We start from the raw sequence: 8130 nt of genomic DNA, 5'->3' as shown, positions 1-8130 counted from the left end.
AAAATGTGATGACAAAATCGTATCTAAAATAAACTTTGTACTTGTTTTACCAAAACTACCGGTAATTCCGATTGTTTTCGTATTTTTGGCACTGTTGATCATTCGTTTTGCATCTTGATAATAGTATTCTTTGATTCTATTTTCAATCGGCTTGTTAATAAGATTAGCCAATAACACTACTCCATATGTGAAGATCGAACCTAGCACCATCACTAACCCAGCATAGCTTAACGGGTAATCATTCCAAATAAAATGCAAGCTCGTTGCGAATAAGAAAAGATAAATAATCGCAATAGTCGTAATCAGACGTTTGACACGTGCGGTAACAGCTAATTTTTTCTTTTCTTGTTTCGTTCTAGGCACGAATAGACCTAGCAATGCGATCACGAATATGAGCCAATTCCACTCCAAAAATAATAGTAGGGCGAAAATAAGTGCTAACCACTCATGAATAGGTACAACTTTTGACCAATGCTCTGTCATCCATCGCCATAATCGATTGTTAAAATAACTGTTTAATTGCAGCATATGGATCGATTGTTTCACTCGAAAGAATGCATATACCATCCATAATACACTGACAATTGAAAATATAATCTCCATCATCAAACTGCTCCTTTATCTTCTTCAAAGACGGTATCTACAATCACCACAACTTGATGATTTTGTTCTCATAACACGCTAATATAGTAGTATACTGAATTCTACTCTTAGTTCGTTCAATTCAATCAAAATATTTATATTTCTCTTTACATTAAATATTTTTTTCAAAATCATTGAATAATTTAAATACCATCACTCGTTCACCAGTGCGAGAGCTTATATCAGTATGGAAACTTTTTACTTCCTCTCCTGTTATAGTGAGTATAATATTTTTAAGATCTTCTATACCTGATTCAACTAATTCTGAACGAGTTTTCTTTATCGTTAACATTCCTTCTTTGGTTTCACAAACATTATATTCTGCTCGGGTTAAAATACCTTGTAGATTGACAATCACCATATCCCGTAATATATCTGTCTTGACAGATACAGATCCACGCCCAAGATAGTCCTTTTCCCATTGCGTAATTGCCTTACTTATCTCAGATTCATAAGCGCCTTTAGATACTTTCACAAACTCATCTCCTAACGATCAATAAATTATCTATTTATTTATATTTCTAATTTTTATGTCCATAACAAATAATACTTTTGTTCATTAAGCAAAGCAAATCATTTATAGTAATCACCAATTTTTCCAATGTCCTTCTGGATCAATACTTGAAAGGCGCACCCATCCATTTTCAACTTTTTCGCGGAATACTGAATCATTATTCAATAATCGTTCGACATATTCGCTAGGCGCTTGGATGACAATCAGCAAACGAAGAGGAGAATGATATGCTTCGGAATCTGATTGCATAACGGATTGCCAAGGTAGTCCAGTTAACAAGTCACTTGCATTACCTTGCATAACGCCTAGACCTGCTGTAACGGTTTGCGTTGCTTTATTTCCACTTCCATAATAATGTGGCGCTACCGTTGAAGCGTAATATTGAAGATTAATCCACTGGGACACTGTTCCTGGTCCTGCAATGATGTTTTCTAGGAGATCGCCACTTTCATCTTGTTTCCAATCATAGTTATGAAGAAAGGCTCTACCTTCCAAGTCACAATCCTGCGTTAATTCTCGTTGACCAATTATAAAAGCAGCATTACGAGCTAATCCCCATTCAGGACGTATCTCACTCCAATCGTCCGCAAATCGTTGTGCCTCAGCATTTGGATTTTTTAGTTTAGATTGGAAACCTGGTAATTGAGCTAAACGTTCTGCGTTGGCATTACGACTCACCGTCGGCATAATAGCTTCAATACAATCAAATGCTTCTTGTGCAGCTTCAGAGAGGGTAGGAACATAAATCCAGTGTAATTCATCTATCGTCGTTTTATGCTCTGCAGCTACAAAAATAGTGTCATCAGGAATTTCAATTCCTTTAGCAGAAAGCCCTCTCCTTACCTCTGGAAGATTACATAAATTGGCTAAAGCTCTTGCATTGAATCCACCTGCCGCACCACCGCAGGCACCGCACTCAAGAGAAGAGGCATAGGGATTGTTTATACTTTGACTACTATGCCCACATATTACGACTAAAGGTGCGAATTTCTTCTCTGTTAGACCCATTAATTTTAGAGCCTGGTGAGCATAACTCAATTTCTCTTCTTCAGTGAAACCAACAGGTAGATTCTCCTCTGTATTATCTTCATGATCAAGCGAGAGTTTTGTATTAGGTTTACGTATCCAAGACTCACGTAAATTACGTATGAATCGATTTGCTTTTCTTGGCACAAAGCTACGTGCTACCATTTGTAGACTGAGCCAAGGTCCACTTAATTCTGGTAACAGTAAACTCGCTAGTACATTCTGTTTCATCGTTTTAAACGTATTGCTTAAGGAATTAACTGCTTGCTTACGTTGTTGGTATTTATCGAGTTCCTCTTCATCTGCGTACTCTTTTATCTTATGCTGTGGGTTCAGTATAATTGGCAAGGATGCATGACTATGTTTACTACCTAATTCACTAGTTGCAATCGGTAACCCGAAGAAACCAGCAATTCCAATCGTTTCAAACGGCCCTTCTTTTTCTAGTTGACGACGAAAAGGTTCTGAACGCACATCTATACAGAATGCTAATTGAGCTAATGTTGAATGATTTCGTTTAGTCTCACGCTGTTTAAATATTAACTTCTGACTTAATTGATCTGTGTGTGTTTGCTCCCAAGCTTCTAACCATATTTTTCGACGAAGCATCTCATCAAAGCTGTAAGCAAATGATAAATATTCATGCTGTTCAGTGGCTGACATCTGTAACCAATCCTCTATAGTAAGACCACCCCAATGAATCCAAGATGCTAACAAAGTAGTAAGCGAAACTTCACTCTCCGTTCGTTGATTACTCAAAGGTAAATAGGGCTTTATAAGCGCCCACTCCAGAGAAATTCGAACTGCTAGATAGTCTGTTAAGAGTTCTTGTTCATGGCTCGTTTGTTGAGAGCGCCAAAGCATCATTCCTGCCCACCCAGGTAACGAAAGTAAATGACCTTCAAGATAATTCTGTATCTCTGACGTAGGGATTTCCATTAAAGACAATGCTTCTTTTAATGCCAAGGGTGCCTCATGTGGCCAATCTTTTAGGTTTTGACGCTGATGTTTACTAAGTGCCGGATCGTATTGAATGAGACGTCGCCAAGCACGATAGAAACCTTCCTCACGATGTGGCATTGTCCAACCCGCTTGAAATTCATCAAGATACACTTTGCACCATTTGATAACATGATTATCAAGAATTTTAATTAACTTCTCACCATCTTGTTTTTTTACAAACGAACTCATTGGTTGTATAGAGGAATTCTTGATGCTATCCAAATTCAGGCCACTAAATTCCTCTACCGCTTTCTCCAACTTATGTGATGATAAGAGGCTTGAAGGTAATGGATCCAATTTGAGTGCAGCCTGACAAAATCGCTCTGCCACATCCCTTGGGATATTAAAGGGATGGGTATCAAGCCAACGCTGTAGACCCATTTTTACAAATGCTTCATCAATCTCACCTTTACTTTTTGCCGAACGAATCATGGAAGCACTAGGGTAGATATCAACATCACGAGTATCTTTTAACCAATCTGCAACCTCATCAAAAGATTGCTTTTCTAGTCCCATCCATGGATTACGTGCTGCAAACGTAGAAATAGGCCATAGTGGCGCAATCACCCGACTAGCTGATTCAATTATTGTATTGATGTCCATTTCTTGAAAATTCTTATTTGTATCGTTATTATTTTCATTTTCTTTTGTTAAAACGGATGATACGTCCATCACTTATTACCTCCTTGAGATAAAAATAGCTGTTTAAGGTAGTTTGGATGACTTTCTATTGATTTAGTTTTTGCTTCACCTAGTCGTATTAACCAAAGATAGAGTACTGAGTAGGAAACAGAAGAACGATTACGGGACGCCCATGAACCTATAGTACTACCAATTAATAAGAGGCCTACGACAATGATGACAACAAACATTGGAGGTTGAACACCTTGAAAAACAGTTGTATGCAACCACTCATAAAAGAGATTATGAATGATAAAATAAATGATGGCAGAACCTCCTAAAAATATTAGGCCAGCAATACGACCGATTCTCCCCTGTCCAAAAGCCACGAGTTGTGTCCAAGAAACGGACAATGACCACCCTAGGATTAGCGCACTAATCAATTGATACCCGTCTCCTGGAGCCGTAAGCCAAAATGCAACCCCTACTAATAAGGCTAATGTTCGGCCAGCCAAGACCCATAAATAGGCTGACCGTTCATTAATACGAGACGATACCTCATAACGTCGTACTGCAGAACCTGCCAGTAAAAACAGCGTTGCTTTGAACAAACCATGTAAAACAAGGTGAATAATCGCTGCTATATACGCACCTAATGCACACTGAACGAGCATAAACCCCATTTGACCAATCGTAGATCCTACCAACTGACGTTTATAGTCAACCTGAACTAAACTAATTCCAGATCCAATCAAAATAGAGATACTTGCAAGAATAAGTAATACAATTGAAGCTATATCACCATTAAATAGTGGTGATAATCGAGTTAGCATAATCCCACCTGCATTTACTAAACCAGCGTGCATGATTGCAGAAACAGGAGTCGGAGCAACAACAGACTCAATTAACCACCTATGGAAAGGCCATTGAGCTGCAGGAATGATTACTGCTAATACAATCAATAAATTTATCCCTGTTCTCTCCCATTGTCCTAGTTGTGCCAAATGTTCATTTGTTAGAGCTAATGATAACTGCCATTGGCCTGTTACTACAAAAAGCCAAATCATTGCAATCAATAACGAAAACCAACTTAATGTAAATAAGCGAGCAGAAACCTTGGCCGCTTCATCAGCTACTTTCCAACCACGGTTTAACCTTATAAGGAAGGTTAAACCAATGAGAGTGGCTCCCCAAGATATAACCATCAAGCGAATATCACCACTTAACCATGTAATGGAAGCAACACCTGTCGTGAATGTAAAAAGCATAAAATACTTACGATAAGAGCGGTCTCCCATTAAGTAACGTACTGAAAAACGCTGGATGATTAAACCAATTGCAAGCACAAAGAAAACCATTAACCAAGCTAAGGAATCCACGTACCATGGACCAACATTTCCATTCACACTAGCATTTATAAGAGCAAATAAAGCAACTAAAGGAGGCAAAGACACGATACCAATATGAATACGAACAAAACTCAATGGTACTCGTGGGTGTAAAAACAAGAGTCCGCTAAGACCAGAAGCAATAAGCATAATGAAAAATAAGGTTAAAGATGATGACAAACTCAATGAATCTAACACAAAACATTCTCCCCTCAAAAACGATATTAACGTTTAAAAAATTTTAAAATAAAAAAGGTCATTTCATATATTTTTCTAATAAGTCCTATATTTTATCTTGCTCCATTATGAAATTTTGAATTGAATTTATTTAAGAACAAAAGTGGAAAGTCCCCGCATAAAACAAGAGCAACTTCAGAATAACCTAAGATAAAGAAATATCAGTCAGCTGCTGATGATGTCTTACGTAGAGAAGTCATCTAGTTTTTTTGGCACTCGGGGCTGAACATTGCGATATTTATTCCGATAAGGTATCCATCGCACAACATTATTATTTCCTAGGCAATTAAAAAACCGACAATTTCAAAACTACAATGATAATTTACAATCATTGAATCTTGAAAATTGTCGGTTTCACTTCAACTAACTTCACCGAAGTTTTTTGAAGAACTACCTTATTAAGGTGGAAATTAGTTATATTCCCACTTCTAATCAGAAAAATCTGTCTAATCTAATACCCAAGCTATTACATATACCGATTTACTTTACCTTTTCATTCTTATAGTTTAAAAGCTTTTTCATTCAATCAATAGGGAAATATTAATAGAATGCTAAAGCCCAAATTAATTAAGAAGTTAAAAATAAGCATCTGTCGAATATTAAGTTAAGTATAAATATATACTAAATTATAAAATGTGTCAACAACAAGGCCTTCATCCTAGAAGTGTTTTCATGCTAAATTCCGTAATCAAACTCATCAGGATGAGCGCCAATTCGGATATTGGCATCCATTGTTTTTATTTTATCAATGTCTTCATTAGATAATTCAAAATCAAAAATATCGACATTTTCTTGTTGGCGTTCCTTATGAACAGACTTCGGGATCGTAATGATGCCACTTTGGTATTGCCAGCGCACAATAATTTGGGAAGGCTTTTTATTATGCTTTGCTGCTAATTCCTGTAACACAGGATGCTCAAAATAACGAGCCTTACCTAATGGCGCCCACGCTTCTACTTTTATATCGTGTTTTGCACAAAACTCTCTAACTGCTTGCTGTTGTAGCTGAGGATGTAACTCAACTTGATTCACTACCGGCGTAACTTTTGCTTCTTTTAACAATTCCTCTAAGTGATGTGGCTCGAAGTTACTTACCCCGATTGCTTTTGCCTTACCATCATGATAAATTTCTTCCAGTGCTTTGTATGTCTCGGTAAATTTACCTGGTACTGGCCAATGTACTAAGTATAAATTAACATAATCCATTTGCAGACGTTCTAAACTACGCTTAAATGCTGCTTTTGTTTCTTCATATCCTTGCTCATCATTCCAAACTTTAGTTGTCACAAAAATTTCTTCACGAGGAATACCACTATCTTTAATGGCTTGACCTACGCCCTCTTCATTGGCATACAGTGAAGCTGTGTCAATATGACGGTATCCTAATTCTAGCGCTGATTTTACCGCATGATAAACCTCATCACCTGGCTCCGCTTTGTAGACACCAAGTCCAACTGCAGGTATTTCTGTTCCATTGTTCAGTTTTAATGTAGTAGTTAAGCTCATTTGTAGAAACGCCTCCTTTTTTAATCAACCATTCACTCACTATTTTAATATGCTATTGGTATTTCCTAAAGTAAACTGCTTAATTAGCCTGATTTTTAATAATATCGATTACCTTTTCTTTCGCTTCACTGGAGCGGTATTGATTCATTTTGTCTTTTATTTCAAATTTATCTTTTTTTAATTCAAAAAGAGAAGTAACTAATGAATCCGTTGATAACTCTTCTTCCTCTAACACTTTTGCATAGCCTTGTTTTTCAAAAGATTGGGCATTGACAATCTGGTCTCCACGACTTGCTTGACGTGACAATGGAATCAACAGCATTGGTTTATTTAATGCCAAAAATTCAAAAATCGCATTAGCACCTGCACGCGAACAAACCATATCGGTAATCGCAAGTAAATCCTTCAATTCATCTTGGAGATATTCATATTGCACATACCCTTCTTGTTCATACGTCTCATCGATATTATCCTTTCCACAAATATGGACAACTTGAAATTGCTTTAACAATTCTTCTAAACCTTCACGTACTGCCTGATTAATCTTTTTCGAACCAGCACTACCACCCATAATTAATAAAACATTTTTCTTGTTAGAAAAGCCGGTCATGTCAAAACCTTTTTCCCTGCTGCCGGTAAAGAGCTCTTCTCGAACAACGGCACCGATCCATTCTGCTTTTTGCTCAGGTAAGTATTGTACGGTCTCTGGAAAAGTTGCTAACACTTTTTTAGCGAAAGGAATCGCTAATTTATTTGCAAGCCCTGGTGTATAATCTGATTCATGAATAACAGCAGGTACACCTCTCATCCTTGCTGCTACTAATACAGGAACAGATACAAACCCACCTTTGGAGAAAATGACAGCAGGTTTCTTTTTGCCAATTATCCGATGTGCTTGCCATGTCCCTTTTAGTACTTTAAATGGGTCTTTAAAATTTTCCTTAGAAAAATAACGACGTAGTTTTCCAGTGGAGATCGGATGATATGTCACCCCTTCTAATGGTTCAATTAAATCCTTCTCGATACCATTTTTCGAACCGATATAATCTATTGTCCAGCCATCTTTTAATAATTCCGGGATAATCGCTAGGTTCACCATGACATGCCCTGCAGTACCACCACCGGTAAAAATAATTTGTTTAGTGGTCATAAATAAAAACCGTCCTCTCTATTAACAAAATATGTTATAATCCT

General features: G+C 37.2%; 5 protein-coding genes and 1 pseudogene. All 6 read right to left on the bottom strand.

Going from position 1 to position 8130, the window contains the following annotated elements; all coding sequences use genetic code 11:
- Positions 1 to 606, bottom strand: a pseudogene (locus tag D569_RS0118695) (UDP-N-acetylmuramoyl-tripeptide--D-alanyl-D-alanine ligase); the annotation flags it as partial.
- A 148-nt stretch (positions 607 to 754) separates the two neighbouring features.
- Positions 755 to 1117, bottom strand: a complete 363-nt coding sequence (locus tag D569_RS0118690; RefSeq protein WP_018933961.1) for a Na-translocating system protein MpsC family protein — start codon at positions 1115 to 1117, stop codon at positions 755 to 757.
- A gap of 111 nt (positions 1118 to 1228) precedes the next feature.
- Complete coding sequence (locus D569_RS0118685; protein ID WP_018933960.1) at positions 1229 to 3856, bottom strand: DUF2309 domain-containing protein; 2628 nt, start codon at positions 3854 to 3856, stop codon at positions 1229 to 1231.
- Positions 3856 to 5391 (bottom strand): NADH dehydrogenase subunit 5, encoded by a 1536-nt coding sequence (locus D569_RS0118680; RefSeq protein ID WP_018933959.1) that lies wholly within the window; start codon positions 5389 to 5391, stop codon positions 3856 to 3858. Before D569_RS0118680 ends, D569_RS0118685 begins: the two co-directional genes overlap by 1 nt.
- Before the next feature lie 714 nt (positions 5392 to 6105).
- Positions 6106 to 6936 (bottom strand): aldo/keto reductase, encoded by an 831-nt coding sequence (locus D569_RS0118675; protein ID WP_018933958.1) that lies wholly within the window; start codon positions 6934 to 6936, stop codon positions 6106 to 6108.
- A 79-nt stretch (positions 6937 to 7015) separates the two neighbouring features.
- Positions 7016 to 8086: an undecaprenyldiphospho-muramoylpentapeptide beta-N-acetylglucosaminyltransferase gene (locus D569_RS0118670; protein ID WP_018933957.1), complete on the bottom strand. Its 1071-nt coding sequence runs from the start codon at positions 8084 to 8086 to the stop codon at positions 7016 to 7018.
- Positions 8087 to 8130: the final 44 nt, after the last annotated feature.

This window comes from Gracilibacillus lacisalsi DSM 19029, assembly GCF_000377765.1.
In the GTDB taxonomy this organism is placed as follows: domain Bacteria; phylum Bacillota; class Bacilli; order Bacillales; family Amphibacillaceae; genus Gracilibacillus; species Gracilibacillus lacisalsi.
The sequence above is the reverse complement of the archived record's forward strand: the minus strand, read 5'-3'. Positions and strand labels throughout refer to the sequence as shown.

Excerpts from the sequence above, each read along its gene's own strand:
- D569_RS0118670 (WP_018933957.1), bottom strand. The coding sequence starts at position 8,086 with ATGACCACTAAACAAATTATTTTTACCGGTGGTGGTACTGCAGGGCAT.
- D569_RS0118685 (WP_018933960.1), bottom strand. The coding sequence starts at position 3,856 with ATGGACGTATCATCCGTTTTAACAAAAGAAAATGAAAATAATAACGAT.
- D569_RS0118675 (WP_018933958.1), bottom strand. The coding sequence starts at position 6,936 with ATGAGCTTAACTACTACATTAAAACTGAACAATGGAACAGAAATACCT.